Here is an 18,738-nt window from a genome sequence, read left to right as displayed (position 1 = left end):
GCTGTCTCTTCTGTATAATAGTTACGGTCAGGTGAGGAGGTCGCTACCGATGTTACAACCAACAACAAAGTGGGAACTGAAAACTGAATCGGAATCTGCCCAAGTGTTAGCTACACAACTAGAGGTATCGCGCTTAACCGCCCACCTCCTGATCAATCGTGGATGTGATACAAAAGAAAAAGCGGAAGCTTTTTTACATATGAATGAGGATCGTATGCACGATCCTTTTCTTATGAAAGGGATGAAAGAAGCCGTTGATCGTATTCATCAAGCGATTATTGATCAAGAAAAAATTGTCGTTTTTGGCGATTATGATGTTGACGGTGTTTCAAGCACAGCGCTAATGCTTGAGACCCTTTCTAAGCTAGGTGCGAAATATGATTGGTACATTCCGAATCGGTTTACTGAAGGTTACGGTCCGAACCGGAATGCCTTTAATAAATTGTACGATGAAGGTGCAACACTACTCATTACTGTAGATACGGGAATTGCTGCGGTTGATACAGTCGCATATGCGAACGAATTAGGATTAGATGTAATCATTACTGATCATCACGAGGTAGGTCCAGAACTACCTAATGCATTTGCGGTCATTAATCCAAAGCAAAAAGATTGTGTATACCCGTTTAGTGACCTTGCGGGTGTTGGTGTTGTGATGAAAGTGGCTCATGCACTTTTAGGTGAAGTTCCTAAAGACGGTCTTGATCTCGTATCATTAGGTACGATTAGTGACTTAGTTCCACTCATCGATGAAAACCGTTATTTTGCCAAACGAGGACTAAGGGTATTATCAAGACTTGATCGCCCAGGCTTGCAGGCACTTTGTGAGTTGAGTGGACTTAGCGATCCACCATTTACAGCAGAGAATGTTGGTTTCGGCTTTGGTCCGCGTTTAAATGCTGCCGGACGAATGAGTAGTGCAGATCCTGCTTGCCAGATCTTGCTTACGACGGATCAAGAAGAAGCCTATCATCTCGCAGAACGTATTGAACAATTAAACGTCGAACGACAACGTACCGTTGAAGAGATCACGACAGAAGCGGTTGCGATGTCTGAGAAGTTGACCGAGCAAGATGCCATTGTCGTCGCAAACGAGAATTGGAATTCTGGGGTAACCGGAATTGTTGCTTCGCGATTGGTCGAGAAGTACCAACGACCGAGCATCGTGATTGCACTTGATTCAGAAGGTGTTGGCAAAGGGTCTGCTAGAAGTATTGAAGGCTTTGATCTGTATGAGTCATTGTCAACGGTCAGAGAGTTGTTCACCCATTTTGGTGGGCATCCGATGGCAGCGGGTTTAACGATTGATCATACGAACATTGATTTGTTACGAGCGCATTTAAACGAAGCTGTAAAACAAACGATGACAGATGAAGATTTCATAAAAACATCTCCTGTAGAATTAGAATTAAAGATGAGTGACGTGACGACGAGCTTAATTAAAGAAATTGAGCAACTTGCTCCATTCGGTGTGAAAAATCCAAAGCCGAGTGTTCTTATTAGAAACGCAGCGATCGCGCAAAAGAAAGCGATAGGCAGCGATCAAACTCACGTAAAGATGCTTCTTGAAAGTGATGGTGTAACGCTTGATTGTATCGGCTTTCGAAAAAGTTACATGAATGATGCTGTTAGCGATGATAGCCTCATCTCAGTCATTGGTGAGCTAGAGAATAATGAGTGGCGAGGAAACGTAAAACCCCAACTGATTATTCGTGATGCTGAGGTTCGTGAAACACAAGTGTTTGATATGAGAGGGAAACCGATTCAAACGATTGAGCGTTTTGATCATGAGACGAGCTACATCGTATTCCAAGATGCAATGAAACAAACACTTACTAATTTAGGGATTGCAGAACATCAAATCATCGATGGTGAGAGTGAAAGGGTTTCTAAATCGGTGACAACTTTTGTGCTCATTGATTTACCAAAGGACCTAGCTTCGCTCGAGAACGTCTTCCGTCATTTTGGAAAGCAGATGGATACGCTATACGTGTTGTTGCAAGACGAAACGAAAGCTTACTTTACATCGCTTCCGACGCGTGAACAATTTAAGTGGTTGTTTGCGTATATTAAACAAGAAGGTACACTTGATATTCATCGCACGATCGAACAAATTGTTCGTCATAAAGGATGGTCTGTCGATACGGTCCGCTTTATGCTTGTCGTTTTTGAAGAGTTGCAGTTTATTACGAAGCGTGGAGGACGCGTCGAGCTCAATGACACACCTTCTAAAAAAGCCTTAACCGACGCTCCAATATACGAGCGTCATCGTAAAAAAGTTGAAGTTGAAACAACGTTGTTAATGTCAACAACTGAGCAACTAAAAACATTTTTTCATCCTTTTTTAGTTGAGCAGCCAATTGAAAGCGAGGAAATACGCAGTGGATTACAAAGCACACATTAAAATTATTGATAATTACCCGAAAGAAGGCATTCAGTTTAAGGATATTACGCCACTTTTGCAAAATGGTCCTGCCTACAAAAAGGCAATTGATGAGATGACAGAATACGTAAAGTCCAAAGACGTTGATATCGTAGTTGGTCCTGAAGCACGTGGTTTTGTTGTCGGATGTCCAATTGCGTACTCTTTAGAGAAGAGTTTCGTGCCTGTTCGTAAAACAGGTAAGCTTCCACGTGAAGTCGTGACAGAAGATTATGGTCTTGAATATGGTAAGGACACACTTGCGATTCACGCTGACAGCATCAAAGAAGGCGATCGTGTGATTATTACTGACGATTTACTTGCAACAGGTGGTACGATTGAAGCGACGATCAAGCTCGTTGAGAAGCTTGGCGGCGTTGTTGTTGGATGTGCGTTTTTAATCGAGCTTCAGTATATTGATAGCCGAGCTAAGATTAAAGATTACGACGTCTTTTCGTTAATTCGTTACTCATAAACGTGTAGGGTGCCTAATTACAGGCACTCTTTTTCTGTAAGGAACTAAAAGAGCAAGCCGAAGGACTTTACAGGCAATCATTTTTTATTGATAATAGATTAAATAGAGATGTAGAGAGATTGATGAAAGGTGATTCCATGACGATCGAGCAGTTATTAGAGCGGGCAGCAGAATACATGTCACAAGAGCACGTAGATTTTATTCATCGTGCTTATTTATACGCAGAGAAAGAACACGAAGGTCAGTATCGGAAGTCCGGCGAACCGTACATTCATCACCCTGTACAAGTAGCTGGAATTTTAATTGAATTGAAGCTAGAGCCTGCAACAATTGCTGGTGCTTTTTTACATGATGTTGTTGAAGATACGGAGACGAGTCTAGAGCAGCTAGAAGAGCATTTCGGTGAAGAAGTGAAAATGCTCGTTGACGGTGTAACAAAGTTAAAGAAGATTAAGTACAAATCCAAAGCTGAGCAACAAGCAGAGAACCACCGTAAGATGGTTGTGGCGATGGCAAGAGACATTCGTGTTATTCTCATTAAATTGGCAGATCGTCTGCACAACATGCGAACGCTTAAGCATCTACCTGCAGAGAAGCAGCGCAGAATCTCTAACGAGACGCTTGAGATTTTTGCACCGCTTGCACATCGACTTGGAATTTCCACGATTAAATGGGAGTTAGAAGATATAGCACTTCGCTATTTAGATCCCCAACAATATTACCGCATCGTTAATTTAATGAAGCAAAAGCGTGCACAACGAGAACAATATATTGATGAAGTCATGACAGACATTCGTTCTAATGTGAAAGAGTTAAATGTGGAAGCAGACATATCAGGTCGTCCGAAGCATATTTATAGCATTTACCGAAAAATGACGATTCAGAAAAAACAATTCAACGAGATTTACGATTTGTTAGCGGTTCGAATTATCGTTAAGAATATTAAAGATTGCTATGCAGTGCTCGGAATTATTCATACACAATGGAAGCCAATGCCTGGTCGTTTTAAAGACTACATTGCAATGCCAAAAGCGAACATGTATCAATCACTCCATACGACAGTGATAGGTCCAAAAGGCGAGCCACTTGAAGTGCAAATTCGCTCTGAAGACATGCACAAGATTGCAGAGTACGGGGTAGCGGCACATTGGGCGTATAAAGAAGGTACACCGACCGGTGTGCAATCATTGGACAAGCTCGGTTGGTTTAGAGAAATTCTCGAATGGCAAAACGATACAACAGATGCAGAAGAGTTTATGGAATCACTTAAGATCGACCTCTTCTCAGATATGGTGTTCGTATTCACACCAAAAGGGGATGTCATTGAATTACCTCGAGGTTCAGTGCCGATTGATTTTGCTTATCGCATTCACACCGAAATCGGAAACCGAACGATCGGTGCAAAAGTGAACAGCAAGATGGTTCCGCTTGATCATCAACTAAAAACAGGCGATATTGTTGATATTTTGACATCAAAGCATTCATATGGACCTTCCCAAGATTGGCAGAAGATCACCCAAAGTTCCCATGCCAAAAACAAAATTAAGCAGTTCTTTAAGAAAGAACGCCGAGATGAGAACGTTCAAAAAGGCCGTGAGGCAATTGAGCGTGAGTTGAAATCACAAGAGTTCAACCCGAAAGAAATTCTCATTGATGAGAACATCAAATCCACAGCAGATAAATTTAGTTTTTCTGGCGAAGAAGATATGTTTGCGGCCGTTGGATACAATGGCATCAGCGCAAAACAAGTCGTGACACGTCTCACTGACAAAAAACGTCAAGAAAATGAGCAACAAGAGAAGAAAACAGTGTCCGATGCTGTAAAAGAAATATCACCACAGACGCCAACAAGAACGAGACGCTCAGGTACAGGTGTAAAAGTAAGAGGCGTTGATAATTTGCTCATTCGTTTATCTCGATGTTGTAACCCTGTACCAGGGGATGACATTATCGGGTTTATTACGAAAGGACGAGGTGTGTCGATTCATCGTACAGATTGTCCGAATATCACAGGTTTAGGTGATGATCGCAGTCGTGTTGTTTCTGTTGAATGGGATGAAGACGACCAGAAAGTAAAGAATTACAACGTTGACATCGAAGTAACAGGGTATGACCGTCGTGGTTTGTTGAATGAAGTGTTAAATGTCGTTGCAGAGTCTAGAACGAACATTCATGCTGTTAATGGACGCTCAGACAAAAACAAAATGGCGACCATTGATATGACGATTGCAATTAACAACATTGATCATTTATATAAAGTCGTAGATAAGATTAAAAAATTGCCAGATGTATACTCTGTTCGAAGAGTCATGCAATAAAGGAGTCGACCATGAGAGTATTACTACAACGTAGCAAAAAGGCTCAAGTCGTCGTTGCTGAAGAAACGGTAGGGCAAATCGATTATGGATACGTATTACTCGTTGGCGTTACACACGAAGATACGGCGAAAGATATCGAATGGTTAGCCGAGAAGATCGTTCACTTACGTTTGTTTGAAGATGATGAAGGGAAGATGAACCATTCCTTACTTGATGTAGGTGGAAGTGTTTTATCTGTCTCCCAGTTCACGTTGTATGGCGATGCGAAAAAAGGCAGAAGGCCAAGTTTTATAAATGCTGCAAAGCCTGATTTTGCAAATGATCTTTACGAGCAATTTAACGAAGCGATTAGAAGCCGAGGCGTTAACGTTGAAACGGGTGTGTTCGGTGCGATGATGGACGTCTCGTTAACGAACGATGGTCCAGTGACGCTAATGCTTGAGTCTCCGCAATAAAGTTTGTGAAGATAGTTGACAATGTGGAGATAGATATTTATGATAGAAAACATACATGCAGACCGTTGATGAAGAAAAGTACTAGATGATTCATGAACACAGAGAAGAAGTGGCCATGGCTGGAAGCCCTTCTGTTCATCCATTTAGGAAAGACACTTCGTAGGGGCTCGTTCGAACGAATGGTTTAGTAGAGCGAGACGTAACACAGGCGTTAACTGTGCTAAGTGGATGTCTTTAATTAGACTTCAAGTTGGGTGGCACCGCGGGTATACTCGTCCCTCTGAATTGTTTTTCAGAGGGGCTTTTTTATGCATTAATTTAGAAGGAGTGACGTTTCATGGCATTTAATATTCCTCGTGGCACGCAAGACTTGTTGCCAGGCGTATCAGAGCAGTGGCAATGGGTGGAGTCTGTTGCAAGAGAAGTGAGCCGGAAATACAATTACCAAGAAATACGTACACCAATTTTTGAGACAACGGAAATTTTCCAACGTAGTGTTGGAGATAGCACAGATATCGTTCAAAAAGAAATGTACACGTTCCAAGATCGTGGTGGGAGACACTTATCGTTACGCCCTGAAGGAACAGCATCCGTTGCTCGTTCATTCGTAGAAAATAAGATGCACGGCAATGTGACGCAGCCGGTAAAGATGTACTACATTGGACCGATGTTTCGTTATGAACGACCAGAATCAGGACGTATGCGTCAGTTCCACCAGTTCGGTGTTGAAGCAATTGGAAGTGACGATCCTGCGATCGATGTAGAAACGATTGCACTTGCGATGGATTTTTACAAAGCGTGTGGCTTAGACAACTTAAAACTTGTACTCAATAGTTTAGGTGACAAAGAAGTACGTAAAAATCACCGCAAAGCGTTAGTTGCGCATTTCTCTGATCGTATTGATGAATTTTGTAGCGACTGCCAAGGGCGACTTGAGACGAACCCACTTCGGATTCTAGATTGTAAAGTTGATCGCAACCACGAACTCGTACAATCTGCACCTTCCATTCAAGAGTATTTGAATGAAACTTCGGTTCAATATTTCGACAAAGTGAAGCAATTGCTTGAAGACATCGGAATTTCGTATGTTGTTGATCCGAATCTAGTGCGCGGTCTTGACTATTATACGAATACAGCATTTGAGATTATGCTTGATGAGCCGGAGTTTGGTGCAATTACGACACTGACTGGTGGCGGACGTTATGAAGGACTTATTGAAGAGTTTGGCGGTCCAAAAACGTCAGGAATAGGCTTTGGGTTAAGCATTGAACGCGTGTTAATGGCGCTTGAAGCGAGAAACAAACTTCCTGAAGTTGGCTCGAGTTTAGACGTGTTTGTTGTAGCTGTTGGAGAGAAAGAGAATGACAAAGCGACAACATTGCTACATGATTTACGTCAAGCGGGCATTAGTTGCGATAAAGATTATGCAGGCAAGAAAATGAAAGCCCAATTTAAAAGCGCAGACCGAGTGAACGCAAGCCGTGTGATCGTCATTGGTGAGCAAGAACTCGAAAGTGGCATCGTCAATGTGAAGAACATGGAATCAGGAGAACAAGAGCAAGTTTCTTTTGAGCACCTTGTTGCTCACTTAACGTCCTTAATATAGAGATCAGATGAGGAGTGTGTTGAAGTGGTAGGAGTAGGAAGAACGCATTACAGCGAAGAAATTACTGAAGCAATTGTTGGCGAACACGTACAGTTAAAAGGGTGGGCACGTACACGTCGTGACCTCGGACAAGTCATTTTTATTGATTTACGCGACCGCAGTGGTGTCGTACAAGTCGTATTTAGCCCAGAAATTAACGAATCGGCGTTGGCTATTGCAGATTCAATACGTAACGAATACGTACTTGATGTAAAAGGGAAAGTCGTTTTACGAGATGAAGAAACGATCAACGACAAAATTCCAACTGGAAGAGTCGAAGTACACGTTGATGAAGTAAAGATCTTAAACGTATCAAAACCACTACCGTTTACGATCGATGAAGACGTACAAATATCTGAAGACATTCGTTTAAAGAAACGCTACCTTGATCTTCGTCGCCCGAACATGCAACGGGTGTTCCGTTTACGCCATCAAGTGACAAAAGAAATTCGTAACTTCTTAGATCATCAAGACTTTATGGAAGCTGAAACACCGATGCTTACAAAGAGCACGCCAGAAGGAGCAAGAGATTACCTCGTTCCAAGTCGTGTCCATGAACATGAATTTTACGCATTGCCACAATCGCCACAGTTGTTTAAACAACTACTGATGGTTGCTGGTTTTGAGCGTTATTATCAGATCGTTCGTTGCTTCCGTGATGAAGATTTACGAGCGGATCGTCAACCAGAATTTACACAAGTCGATATTGAGGCATCGTTTATGGATAGCGAAGACTTGTTTAAAATGTCAGAAGCAATGATGGCGCGCATTATGAAGGCTGTACACAATAAAGACATTGTGACACCGTTCCCGCGTATGACTTACGATGAGGCGATGAACCGTTTCGGATCTGACAAGCCAGATACACGCTTTGCAATGGAGCTCGTAGAGCTTTCAGACATTGTGAAAGACAGTGGTTTCAAAGTATTTACGGGTGCTCTTGAAAAAGGTGGCAAAGTAAAAGGACTAAATGCAAAAGGTCAGGGCGACGCAATGAGTCGTAAAGAAATTGATGACTTAGCAGACTTTGCTGCAATTTACGGTGCTAAAGGCTTAGCGTGGTTAAAGGTAGACGAATCATTGGCGCTTAAAGGACCAATCGCTAAGTTCCTATCGGAAGAGATTCAAGAAGAGATGAAACGTGCGATGAATGCTGAAAGTGGAGACTTACTCATGTTCGCAGCTGATGAATCAAAAGTCGTGTACGACGTTCTCGGTGCGCTTCGTATGAAGTTCGGGAAAGAGCTCGGCTTAATTGATACAGATGCGTACAACTTCTTGTGGGTGACAGACTTCCCGCTCGTTGAATACGACAAAGATGAAGATCGTCATGTCGCTTTACACCATCCGTTCACTCGTCCAGTTGCAGAAGATGTTGAAAAGCTTGCAACAGAGCCAGAAAACGTCATCGCTCATGCGTATGACCTCGTATTAAATGGCTACGAGCTTGGCGGAGGTTCACAGCGTATTCACGAACCGGAATTGCAAATGCAAATGTTTAAAACGCTTGGTTTTACGGAAAAAGAAGCGACAGATCAATTCGGTTTCTTAATTGACGCGCTTAGCCACGGGGCGCCTCCACACGGTGGTATTGCACTAGGACTTGACCGTCTCGTCATGCTACTTGCAGGCGTTGATAACTTACGTGAAGTGATCGCATTCCCGAAAACAGCGAGTGCAAGTTGCTTACTCACTGAAGCACCAAGTCAGGTTAGTCCTAGTCAATGGAAAGAGTTGCATTTACGCCCGCGTTAAATAAACTATTTACGTTCGACGGTGCGAAAGCTTGCAATAAAGTCGGATGGATCGGTTTTTATGTAAAACGTTCGTACACCTTGTGACGTATGTAAATAAAAAAAGCCGATCTCGCCTTCTTGATAGCGATAAGAAACGTCAAAAACCTTCTCAATAACAAAGGATTCATGATCAATGGTAATGCAATCATCATAAAGCACCATATCTGTATCGTAATGCTCGGTGTGCTTTTCAATTGCCCCGATCTTTTGAACGATATGGGTAATGGGTAGTCTGTTAATTGGTTCACTCATAATTTTCCCTCCTCGTTACAGTATACCCAGTGAGAAGAAAGAGTGAAACCTTTAGGCCACTATATTCTTTACTCTTTTGTTGCAGAAGAAACACGTTCGTGCTATACTTTTTACAAGTTAAAGTCCTGTAGTGTTCGTAGCGCACTATACGTTTTGAGCCAACATTTTTTACTAGGGAGCTTGACGTTTCAATAGGAAGTAAATGCCTCGGTAGCTGGGGACTTACGGAGTATTGAACAAGGCACCCACCTGCGATTGCAGGCTTCAAAACTTGGTGATTTTATACGGCACAACGGGACTACATAGTCGAACAAGTTAACGAATGATCAAGGACCCCAATACGTGGGTCCTTTTTACGTTGTTTAGAGTAATACTATACTCCTGAAATGTCTAACCGAAATGATTAAGTCGATTGTTCATGGCAGTAGAGAACCCTCGACTTCTTTATGAATAGAAGTGCGAGGGTTCTTATGAATTGAAAGTAATGTGAAGGTCGTCTGTATTGCCAATCAATTACGGACGTTTTGTTGCTCTCTGTCCGAATTGTGCGTTAATTTGACCTTTCAACATTTTCTCACGAAGCGTCGCGTTTCGTTGCTTGTCCATACGCTTAATTTCAAATGTTTGCATACCGTCTGCCATTTTCTCCGCAATTTCCATGAGTCGTTCAATGTCTAAGAACGAGTATTTTCTTGTGCCGCCTTTGCTACGCTCTGGAAAAACGAGTTGTCGTTCTTCGTAGTAGCGAACTTGTCGTTCGCTAAGGCCTGTTAATTCACAAACGACACCGATGGTGATGACTTTCTTCTTCTTATAGTTCATGACATCCCCGTCCCTTGATGTTATGTATGTTTCCCTAATGATAGCAAAATTCACATACTTCAAGGGGGTCATTGTTAGATTTTCTGTCGAAAAATCTAAAAAAGCGACTATAGGAATAGTCGCTAATCGGCTTTTGAAACTTGTTGTAAATTCCCATTCTCATCCATGCGAAAACTTGAACTCATAAATGAATCAGTTAATGTAGATTCATCCAAAAACATCATATTTCGTGCACGATTAATGACTTGCATTAATGAATCGTGGTCTTGTTCAATCTTTTGTAAACGTTCCCGTAAGTGTTGGTTCTCTTCTGTTAGTGCTTTGTTTTGCTCGAGTACGTTAGAATCATCATGCGATTGATGTTTGTATTGCTGTAAAAACGAAATCACATCGTCAATACTCATCGATTCGCTTTGCTCTTTGGCCGCGTCTGTCTGAGCGGTCGCTCTCGCTTCTCTATGATTATGATTACCAAATGTATGAGCGACTGCATTGGCCGCGTCTTTTCTTTGGTGGTTTTTGCGTTCGCGTTTTGCATCTGCAATTTTGTTATCGTATTGATCACGAACGACCGCATTCCAACGGAATCCACAAGCTGCAGCTGTTCGGTTCAGTTGATCACCAACTTCTTCAAATGCTTTAAGTTGTGTGCTTCCTCGTTTAATGTGATTGAGGACGGTATCTGCAAGCAAAACATCATCTTCGTGTGACCACGCATCTTGTCGAACTTTTGTCATGAAACGTCCCTTCTTCCACTTAAAGATTCTAGTTTTACTATGGACAAACTTCGGAATCTCTATACTTCCATTCATAGAAAGAGGGCGTTTATTTTTGCTTTGTGCGAGATTTGATGTTTTGTTGTGCATCGTGAAAGGCTTGTTCGTACTTGCTTTTCCCGGATAATTTCAAGTAGCGGTGATCTTTAATTGAATCTGGTAAATATTGTTGGGTGACCATGGCATGTTCATAGTCATGGGGATACAAGTAGCCGACGCCTCGGTTCATGGCTTGTGCGCCACTATAATGAGCATCGCGCAAATGATCAGGAATCTTTGGTGAGCCGTACTGACGAATGTCTGCAAACGCTTTGTCTACTGCTTTATATGCTGAATTGGATTTCGGTGATAAGCAAAGTTCAATGACGGCATTGGCAAGCGGGATTCGTGCTTCTGGAAAACCGAGCCGTTCTGACGCTTCAATAGCAGATAACGTCCTTGCGCCAGCTTGTGGGTTTGCAAGTCCAATATCTTCATATGCGATAACGAGTAAGCGGCGATTGATGCTAACGAGATCGCCTGCTTCAATTAAACGAGCTAAATAATGAAGCGCTGCATCTGCATCACTTCCGCGAATCGATTTCTGAAAAGCAGAAAGCACGTCATAATGACCATCACCGTCTTTATCATGGTTAAAGTTCTTTTTTTGTGTACATACTTCGGCAATACGAACGTCAATCTTCACAATGCCGTTGTCATCTTTAGGTGTTGACAATACGGCGAGCTCTAATGCATTTAAAGAAGCCCGTAAGTCTCCATTACAAGAAGTAGCGATATGTTCTAAGGCATCTGGGTCTACTTCTGTGTGCACATCACCTAAACCTCGTTCGTGGTCCGTCAATGCGAGCTTTAACATTGATGTGATGTCTTCAACTTCAAGAGAATGCAATTCGAAGATGTGACAACGACTACGAATCGCTGGATTAACAGAGTGATAGGGATTCGCGGTTGTGGCTCCGATGACAATTAATGTTCCGCTTTCCAAATGGGGCAGTAAAAAGTCTTGTTTCGCCTTATCCAAACGATGGAACTCATCAAGTATTAAGACGAGTTGCCCGTACAACTTCGCTTCTTCAGCGGCAATTTGCAAATCCTTTTTCGTATGCTCTACCGCGTTTAGTAACTTATACTTGAGGTTCATCGTCCCAGCGATGGCGATGGCAGTTGACGTCTTCCCCGTACCAGGTGGACCGTGGAAAATCATCGGGTGTAACACGCCAGCAGTTACCATTCGCGTTATGAGTCCGCCTTCTTCTAATAAATGCTTCTGGCCGACAACTTCATTAATTGTCCTTGGTCGCATGTTGTATGCAAGTGGGGCATGGTTCAATTGAATCACTCCATCTACTAGCGAATACACGTTCTAGTTGTTCAAAGCTTAGCACAAACATCCAAAAACAGACAAGAAGTACAGCCTTGTGTTCAATGAGTAGCGAACATGCTATAATGGCACGTAAAGCACAATGATGAACGAGCGCGTAACTACTATAGATATAAACGTTTGGTTTCTAACGTTAGAGAGGTGTCCATTATGAAGATTTCAACTAAAGGGCGTTACGGATTAACAATTATGATTGCATTAGCGAAAAGACATGGTGAAGGTCCGATTTCATTAAAGTCAATCGCAAAAGATAATAACTTATCAGAGCATTATTTGGAGCAATTAATCGCTCCACTAAGAAATGCCATTTTTGTAAAAAGCGTACGAGGCGCTTATGGTGGTTATATGCTGGCAAAAGAACCGGGTGATATTACCGCAGGTGACATTATCCGAGTTCTAGAAGGTCCAATTACTCCAGTAGAAGTGATGGAAGATGAAGAACCGGCAAAACGAGATTTATGGATTAAAATTCGTGATGCGATTAAAGAAGTGCTTGATTCAACAACGCTTTTAGATCTTGCGAATTATGAAGAGGCAGATACGCAAGAAGATTATATGTTCTACATTTAAGTTAACGATAGAAAGTTGAAGGTGACAAACATGCATGACATTTACCTCGATCATGCGGCAACAACACCCGTTCGTGAAGAAGTTTTTGAAGCGATGAAACCGTACTTTGACGGCACAAAGATTGGAAATGCATCAAGCATTCATCGTTATGGACGTAAAGTACGTGTTGAAATTGACAAAGCAAGAAGAACGGTTGCGAAAAGCATTGGAGCAAGACATGATGAAATTATTTTTACGAGCGGCGGCACTGAGGCAGACAATTTAGCAATTCGAGGAACCGCGGTTGCTAATCGTGCGAACGGTCGCCATATTATTTCTACGAATGCTGAACACCATGCCGTTCTTCACGTTTTGGAGCAATTAGAACGGGAAGGATTTGAAGTGACGTATTTGCCTGTCGGTGTTGACGGTGCCGTTACAACTAAAGAAGTAGAAACGGCACTTCGAGACGACACGATTCTCGTAACGATTATGCACGGCAATAATGAGACGGGCATAGTGAACCCGATTGCTGAGATTGGTGAAATGTTACTAACTCATCAAGCTGTATTTCATACTGATGCCGTTCAATCGTACGCAGTACTTGGGCTTAATGTCGAGCAATTACGGATTAATTTATTATCAGCTTCAGCTCACAAACTTAACGGCCCAAAAGGGGCGGGATTTTTGTATGTCAAAAATCTGACGAACGTATCGCCCCTCTCGTATGGCGGTGAGCAAGAGAAAAAGCTTCGACCAGGGACTGAAAATGCTGCAGCTATTATTGGACTAGAGTCAGCCGTTTTACTAAGAGAAGCAGAAAGAACAGAGCGCTACGAACGTTATTTAACGCTTAAGAAGATGCTTTTAGAGCGGCTTGATGCAAACGGCGTGAATTATGAAAGAAATGACTTTGCAGCTGACGTTACGCTTCCTCATATCGTTAATATTAGTTTCCAAGGTGTCCCAACCGAGCCTTTGCTCGCGCAATTAGATTTGGCGGGCGTGGCAGTAAGTAGTGGTTCAGCATGTACGGCGGGGAGTTTTCAACCGTCACATGTTTTACAAGCGATGTTTGGGGACGATGATGAACGTATAAAAACATCCATTCGATTTAGTATCGGATCAACCAATACAGAACAACAAGTCATAGATACAGCGGATACGCTTGCTAAGGTAACAGCGTTAATCCGTTCAAGATTGCAAACGAGGTGAATACGATGACCAAAGAAAAACACAATACTCGCGTCGTCGTCGGAATGAGTGGTGGAGTAGACTCTTCACTTACAGCAGCACTTCTAAAAGAAGAAGGGTACGACGTCGTCGGTGTATTTATGAAAAACTGGGACGATGAAGATGAAATGGGTGTCTGTACGGCAACAGTTGATTATGAAGACGTTGCAAGAGTTGCCGATCAACTCGACATCCCTTATTACAGTGTGAACTTTGAAAAAGAGTATTGGGACCGTGTCTTTGAATACTTTTTAGAAGAACACCGTAAAGGGCGTACGCCAAACCCAGATGTTATGTGTAACAAAGAAATTAAATTTAAAGCGTTCCTTGATCATGCCATGCTTTTAGGAGCAGATTATGTAGCGACGGGTCACTATGCTCAAATTGAGCGATTAGAAGACGGTACGGTACAAATGCTAAGAGGAAACGACGATAATAAAGACCAAACGTATTTTTTGAGTCAATTAAGCCAAGATCAGTTAACACATGTGCTATTCCCACTCGGGAAGTATGAGAAAAAAGACGTTCGCCAAATGGCACTTGACCGCGAACTTGCAACAGCGACGAAAAAAGATAGTACGGGTATATGCTTCATTGGAGAACGAGATTTCAAATCGTTTTTACAAACGTATTTGCCTGCACAACCCGGTGAAATGCGAACGCCTGAAGGAGAAGTAAAAGGCAAGCATGAAGGGTTAATGTACTATACGCTCGGTCAACGTCAAGGGCTTGGAATTGGTGGAGCGGGAGATCCTTGGTTCGTTGTGGACAAAGATCTTGAGAACAACGTGCTGGTCGTTGGACAAGGGTCTAATCACGAGCGTTTACTCAGTTACGGTTTATACGGGAGTGGTTTGAATTGGATTAGTGGTGATCTTCCAAGTGATCCAGTTCGATTAACAGCCAAGTTCCGCTATCGTCAAAAAGATCAAGAAGTGTTGTTGCACGTGAAAAGTGCAGACGCTTTCTATGTGGAGTTTATTGAAGAGCAACGTGCCATTACACCAGGACAGGCTGTCGTTTTTTATGATGGCGATGTGTGCCTTGGTGGGGGAACGATTGAGTCAGCCATTCGCGAAAAGAAAGATGGGATTGCATGAGTAAAAGTGCGTTCCAAAAAGCGACAGACTATATGAGCCAAGGTGAAGATGAATTAGCACTCGAACAATTTCATCTTGCACTAGAAAATGAAGAAGGCGATCGTGCTGCGATTTATACAAATCTCGGCACGCTTCTTCTTGCTGCCAATGAATATGAAGATGCTTTAAAATGTTATCAACGTGCGATCCAATTGGATGAAAAGCACGCTTCAGCGTATTACGGTGCGGGGAACGTTTGTTATCACGTTGATAAGTTTCAAGAAGCGATTGCGTTTTACAAACAAGCGATTACTTCAGGACTTAATGACGACCAAAGTGTTCATTTTATGATTGGGCTAAGCTACTATCAAGAAGACCAACATGCGTTTGCACTTGCAAGCATGATGCGTGCGGTTGAGTTAAATCGTGAAGATGCTGAAGCGCATTTTTATTGTGGACTCACTTACGCAAAGTTAGACATGATTGCTGATGCGATTCAGCATTTTGAACGAGCGGTTTCGCTAAACTCCGAACATGCAGATGCCTTTTATAACTTAGGTGTTGCGCAAATGTACTTGGAACAACATGATCAAGCGAAAGAAAGTTTTCAATCTGCACTACGAATCCAAAAAGATCATATGCTTGCGTCACACGGGTTGAAGCAAGTAATGGGATCGTCAGAGTAGTATGGAGAGAGGGGAGATGACGGGATGACTGTAGAGGAGATGCCGTATATTACTGGGACGGTAAGTCAACTCATCTTTCGTAACGATGAAAACGGATATACAGTAATGATTGTTGATGTCGAACAGTCAGAACCGAAAGCAGAAACGCACGCAATTACCGTCCTCGGTCATTTCCCGTCTTCACCAGAAGGTGAATTGCTGACGTTTCGGGGCCAGTATACAGAACATCCGAAATACGGACAGCAGTTTAAAAGTGAAACGTATGAAAAGCACATTCCAAGAGAAGGACAGGCGCTCATTCAATACTTATCAAGTGAACGTTTCCCAAAAGTAGGACGCAAGACTGCAGCGATGATTGTTGCCCATTTAGGTGATGCAGCACTCGATCAAATGTTAAATGACCCGACGTGTTTGCAATCGGTGCCGAGCATAAAAGCAGAGCAACGGAAAGTAATTATAGAAACGCTTCAACAAGAACAAGAATCTGCACAATTTATGAATAAGCTTATGAACTATGGATTTGGGATGGAGTTATCGACAAAAATCATTAGCCATTATGGCAATGATACGTTGCGTATTGTGGAGACTGATCCATATCGACTCGTTCAAGATATTGATGGGATTGGTTTTTTTAAAGCAGATGAATTAGGTACACAGCTTGGCATCGAGCCACTTGATCAGAAACGCCTAAAGGCGGGACTCATGCATTCTATCGTGGCAACGAGTATGAGCTCAGGACATGTCTACTTACCTGAATCAGAATGGGTTGAAGAAGCGAAACAAATATTAAATCATCGTTCACCATTTGCAGAAGAAGAGCAATTACTCCAAGCAATTGTGGACCTCGCTGAAGATGGAAAAGTCGCCGTTGATGATGATCGCGGTTACGTTCCGTCTCTTTACTTTGCAGAAAAGGGATTATCGACAAACTTAGAGCGATTGACGGTTGATCGTGAAATTGAAAGCTTTTCTGAAGATCTTTTTTTACAAGAGCTTGGCAAAATGGAAGAACGTTACAATATCTCGTATGCCGAGCAACAAAAAGAAGCAGTTCGTTTAGCATTATCCTCACCGATGATGATTTTAACTGGGGGACCTGGAACGGGTAAAACGACAGTCATACGGGCGATCGTGGAAATGTTCCAGCGTATTCATGGCTGGTCAGAAGATGATTCGAAGAAGTCACCTATTTTACTTGCAGCTCCTACCGGTCGCGCAGCGAAGCGAATGAGTGAAACGACAGGGAGAAACGCCGTAACGATTCACAGGTTAATCGGTTGGCGTGGCGATGACTCAGAGTTTACCGAGCGGGATGAAGATTCTCCGTTAAAAGGAGAGCTGCTCATTATCGACGAAGCATCGATGATTGACATTTGGTTAGCCAATCAATTGTTTAAAGCGATCCCTGCAAAGATGCAAGTCATCATCGTAGGCGATGAGGATCAACTTCCTTCTGTAGGACCAGGTCAAGTGCTCAGTGATTTACTTTCTTCTGGTAAGATCCCTGCTGTTAGACTGTCGCTCGTCTATCGACAAGCAGAAGGTTCTTCAATTACAGACCTTGCACATAGCATTAAAGAAGGGCAGTTGCCGGATGATTTTAAACAACCACTTCATGACCGTGCATTCTTTCCAGGGAGCTCTGCGAACATCGTGCCACTTATTGAGAAAGTTTGCCAAAAAGCAGTTGACCGCGGATATGCCCCTCGTGATGTACAAGTTCTCGTTCCGATGTACCGTGGAGAAGCAGGAATCACTGCGCTCAATGAAAAGCTGCAAGACCTATTTAATCCGAAGAAACCAGGGCAGTCCTCAATTACGTATGGCGATTTAACGCTACGTCAAGGTGATATGGTGTTGCAACTCGTCAACAATCCTGAAGAAAATGTCTACAACGGTGACCGTGGTGAAATTGTTGCGATCCGGCGTGCAAAAGACACTGATGATAAAAAAGAAAAAGTAATTATACGTTTTGATCAACTTGAAGTTGAGTATGAACGTCAAGATTTAAAACAAGTAATGCTTGCGTATTGCTCATCCATTCATAAAGCACAAGGCAGTGAGTTCCCGATTGTGATCGTACCTCTTGTGATGAATTATCGTCGGATGTTAAAGCGGAATTTGTTGTATACTGCGATTACACGTGCTCGTGATTACTTAATTATGGTCGGTGAAGAGCGCGCTTATTCCTTTGCGATTGATCATAATGATCATCATTCCCGTTATTCTTACTTAACCGAAAGAATTGCGCATCTTAAGGAACCGATTACCAATCATAAAACCGATTCTAATCGTTAAAACTACACTCAGTGACAGTCGCCACGTATAGCATCGGCTTTCTTTGACCATTCTTGTGATTAAGAAGATTCACAAGGAGGTTACATCATGCATTGTCCAAATTGCATGTGGAAAGATATCGGAAAGATCGGTGCAAATCAATACTATTGCTGGAAATGTTGCATTGAGCTCGTCGTGAAAGGTTCAACATTGTCCGTATATCAAGTTGAAGAAGACGGTTCACTCGTATCATTAGACGATGTGTTCTCAGAAGCTGAGCGCTGTATTGAACACGAGCAAAGTATGTAATAGACGTTTGGTGACTGTCCAATTGTAAATCATAGGATGGAGCTGGATGGTTCATGAACAAAACATCGTCTTCCCTGCTCGTAGCAGGAATCGGTACAGTAGGAGCGGCCATTTATATGATGAACACGCACGATCGTTCTCATAAACGTTGGATGAACAAGATGAAAAAGAACAAGCACGTAAAAATGTTGAAAAAGGCTTACAAGAATGCCTTTTAAACATTTGCCAAACCGAAGCGGTTTGGCTTTTTTTCGTTTTGGATA

The 18,738-nt window shown here is 42.5% G+C and carries 17 protein-coding genes, 1 other RNA gene and 1 other annotated feature; of the genes, 14 read left to right on the top strand and 4 right to left on the bottom strand.

What is annotated here, in order from left to right; translation table 11 throughout:
- Positions 1-49: 49 nt before the first annotated feature.
- From recJ to aspS, 6 genes are all read left to right on the top strand, one after another.
- Positions 50-2,404 (top strand): single-stranded-DNA-specific exonuclease RecJ, encoded by a 2,355-nt coding sequence (recJ, locus tag JOD17_RS14660; RefSeq protein ID WP_204698644.1) that lies wholly within the window; start codon positions 50-52, stop codon positions 2,402-2,404.
- Positions 2,382-2,897 carry an adenine phosphoribosyltransferase gene (locus JOD17_RS14655; protein WP_042359438.1) on the top strand — a complete coding sequence of 172 codons (516 nt, stop codon included), beginning with the start codon at positions 2,382-2,384 and terminating at the stop codon, positions 2,895-2,897. Before recJ ends, JOD17_RS14655 begins: the two co-directional genes overlap by 23 nt.
- Positions 2,898-3,019: 122 nt before the next feature.
- Positions 3,020-5,215 carry a RelA/SpoT family protein gene (locus tag JOD17_RS14650; RefSeq protein ID WP_238554230.1) on the top strand — a complete coding sequence of 732 codons (2,196 nt, stop codon included), beginning with the start codon at positions 3,020-3,022 and terminating at the stop codon, positions 5,213-5,215.
- 11 nt (positions 5,216-5,226) lie between these two features.
- Positions 5,227-5,670, top strand: coding sequence for a D-aminoacyl-tRNA deacylase (dtd, locus tag JOD17_RS14645; RefSeq protein WP_204698643.1), 444 nt, complete (start codon positions 5,227-5,229; stop codon positions 5,668-5,670).
- A 56-nt stretch (positions 5,671-5,726) separates the two neighbouring features.
- Positions 5,727-5,953 (top strand) — a binding site (T-box leader).
- Between the two features lie 54 nt (positions 5,954-6,007).
- Positions 6,008-7,276, top strand: a complete 1,269-nt coding sequence (hisS, locus tag JOD17_RS14640; protein WP_204698642.1) for a histidine--tRNA ligase — start codon at positions 6,008-6,010, stop codon at positions 7,274-7,276.
- Between the two features lie 24 nt (positions 7,277-7,300).
- Complete coding sequence (gene aspS / locus JOD17_RS14635; protein WP_204698641.1) at positions 7,301-9,070, top strand: aspartate--tRNA ligase; 1,770 nt, start codon at positions 7,301-7,303, stop codon at positions 9,068-9,070.
- 5 nt (positions 9,071-9,075) lie between these two features.
- On the opposite strand, the gene JOD17_RS14630 is transcribed toward aspS, so the two are convergent.
- Entirely contained in the window at positions 9,076-9,363 is a 288-nt protein-coding gene (locus JOD17_RS14630) for a hypothetical protein (protein ID WP_204698640.1), read from the bottom strand.
- Between the two features lie 119 nt (positions 9,364-9,482).
- Between JOD17_RS14630 and ssrS the strand changes: the two genes are divergently transcribed.
- Positions 9,483-9,666: non-coding RNA, 6S RNA (gene ssrS / locus JOD17_RS14625), on the top strand.
- Between the two features lie 210 nt (positions 9,667-9,876).
- Here the strand turns inward: ssrS and JOD17_RS14620 are convergent.
- From JOD17_RS14620 to JOD17_RS14610, 3 genes are all read right to left on the bottom strand, one after another.
- A complete protein-coding gene (locus JOD17_RS14620; RefSeq protein ID WP_204698639.1) occupies positions 9,877-10,185 on the bottom strand; it encodes a MerR family transcriptional regulator in 309 nt (102 codons plus the stop codon).
- A gap of 122 nt (positions 10,186-10,307) precedes the next feature.
- Positions 10,308-10,922: an RsfA family transcriptional regulator gene (locus tag JOD17_RS14615; RefSeq protein ID WP_204698637.1), complete on the bottom strand. Its 615-nt coding sequence runs from the start codon at positions 10,920-10,922 to the stop codon at positions 10,308-10,310.
- 88 nt (positions 10,923-11,010) lie between these two features.
- A complete protein-coding gene (locus JOD17_RS14610) occupies positions 11,011-12,291 on the bottom strand; it encodes a replication-associated recombination protein A (protein ID WP_204698636.1) in 1,281 nt (426 codons plus the stop codon).
- Positions 12,292-12,492: 201 nt separating this feature from the next.
- Between JOD17_RS14610 and cymR the strand changes: the two genes are divergently transcribed.
- From cymR to JOD17_RS14575, 7 genes are all read left to right on the top strand, one after another.
- Positions 12,493-12,912, top strand: coding sequence for a cysteine metabolism transcriptional regulator CymR (gene cymR / locus JOD17_RS14605; RefSeq protein ID WP_042359442.1), 420 nt, complete (start codon positions 12,493-12,495; stop codon positions 12,910-12,912).
- A gap of 30 nt (positions 12,913-12,942) precedes the next feature.
- Positions 12,943-14,106: a cysteine desulfurase family protein gene (locus tag JOD17_RS14600; protein ID WP_204698635.1), complete on the top strand. Its 1,164-nt coding sequence runs from the start codon at positions 12,943-12,945 to the stop codon at positions 14,104-14,106.
- A gap of 5 nt (positions 14,107-14,111) precedes the next feature.
- Complete coding sequence (gene mnmA / locus JOD17_RS14595) at positions 14,112-15,224, top strand: tRNA 2-thiouridine(34) synthase MnmA (RefSeq protein ID WP_204698634.1); 1,113 nt, start codon at positions 14,112-14,114, stop codon at positions 15,222-15,224.
- Positions 15,221-15,889, top strand: a complete 669-nt coding sequence (locus JOD17_RS14590) for a tetratricopeptide repeat protein (protein WP_204698633.1) — start codon at positions 15,221-15,223, stop codon at positions 15,887-15,889. The genes mnmA and JOD17_RS14590 overlap by 4 nt, the downstream gene beginning before the upstream one ends.
- Positions 15,890-15,913: 24 nt before the next feature.
- Positions 15,914-18,187, top strand: a complete 2,274-nt coding sequence (recD2, locus tag JOD17_RS14585) for an SF1B family DNA helicase RecD2 (protein ID WP_204698632.1) — start codon at positions 15,914-15,916, stop codon at positions 18,185-18,187.
- An 84-nt stretch (positions 18,188-18,271) separates the two neighbouring features.
- On the top strand, positions 18,272-18,475 hold the full coding sequence (locus JOD17_RS14580; protein WP_204698715.1) for a hypothetical protein: 204 nt from the start codon (positions 18,272-18,274) through the stop codon (positions 18,473-18,475).
- A 53-nt stretch (positions 18,476-18,528) separates the two neighbouring features.
- Positions 18,529-18,693 (top strand): DUF3918 family protein, encoded by a 165-nt coding sequence (locus JOD17_RS14575; RefSeq protein WP_152549813.1) that lies wholly within the window; start codon positions 18,529-18,531, stop codon positions 18,691-18,693.
- Positions 18,694-18,738 lie beyond the last annotated feature (45 nt).

The organism is Geomicrobium sediminis, assembly GCF_016908595.1.
Lineage (GTDB): Bacteria > Bacillota > Bacilli > Bacillales > Marinococcaceae > Geomicrobium_A > Geomicrobium_A sediminis.
Note: the sequence above shows the minus strand (reverse complement) of the source record. Positions and strands in the feature narration are given on the sequence as shown.